This is a genomic window from Rhodoferax sp. RT5P35, from assembly GCF_056521385.1.
Genome location: NZ_JBWMAX010000268.1, coordinates 1 through 1,145, shown reverse-complemented (window position 1 = coordinate 1,145; position 1,145 = coordinate 1). Strand labels below are relative to the sequence as shown.

The following is a 1,145-nucleotide window of genomic DNA, read 5'->3' as shown; positions in this document are numbered from 1 at the left end:
GTGGGATGCTCTGGTGGGGTGGTTTGCATGGTGGGGAGGGGCTATGGGGAGAGCTGGCCACTATAACGCGGACCGGCATCTCGCCTGACGACTGATGGCGTGTGCGAGACAGTTGAATAAATCCAGCATTCAAGGGTTTCTACTGATTTAACACGTCTGACGTGTTGCCTAAAATTCATTCCAGTCTGACGACCGATGACATAAAAGGAATCTTATGAAAATTGCCAGCGTACACGGCACCGAATTCACCTACCCGACCCGCCGGTCGGTAGACACGGCAGGCCATTCCCACCCCGGACCCGAAGGCCTGGGCAAGATGGCCCTGTTGACCATCACCACCGACGAGGGGCACAGCGGCTACGCTTTTGCGCCGCCCGAGGTGATCCGCCCCCATGTGCTGGAAGCCTTTGTGCGCAAGGTGCTGGTGGGCCAGCATCCGTTCCAGCGCGAGCAGCTCTGGCATGGCCTGGAACACTGGCAGCGCGGTAGCGCCGGGCAACTGACCGACCGCGCCCTGGCTGCGGTAGACCAGGCGCTGTGGGACTTGGCAGGCCGGATTCTGGGTCAGCCGGTGTACCGCCTGATTGGTGGCTACCGCGACAAGGTGCCCGCCTACGGCAGCACCATGTGCGGTGACGAACTCAAAGGCGGCCTGTCCACCCCGCAAGAATATGGCGACTTCGCCCTCAAGCTGGTGGCGCGCGGCTACAAGGCCATCAAGCTGCACACCTGGATGCCGCCCGTCTCTTTTGCCCCTAGCGTGCCCATGGACATCCAGGCCTGCGCCGCGGTACGTGAGGCTGTCGGTCCTAACGTTCCATTGATGCTGGATGGCTACCACAACTACAGCCGCATCGACGCGCTGACCATTGGCCGCGCCCTGGAGAAGCTCAACTTCACCTGGTTCGAGGAGATGATGAACGAGCAAAGCATGGCCTCGTACGCCTGGCTGGCCGACCAGCTCGACATTCCCATCGTCGGGCCCGAAAGCCTGTCGGGCAAGCACCACAGCCGGGCCGACTGGGTCAAGGCCGGTGCCTGCGACATCCTGCGTGCCGGTGTGCCCGGCGTGGGGGGCATGACCCCCACGCTCAAGGTGGCGCACCTGGCCGAATCGTTTGGCATGCAGTGCGGATTGGACGGCC

General features: G+C 62.7%; 1 protein-coding gene. It reads left to right on the top strand.

Annotated features, from left to right (window positions below; genetic code table 11):
• Positions 1-214 precede the first annotated feature (214 nt).
• Positions 215-1,145: enolase C-terminal domain-like protein (locus tag AC097L_RS25545; protein ID WP_479589502.1), on the top strand; the 931-nt coding region annotated here is incomplete at its 3' end.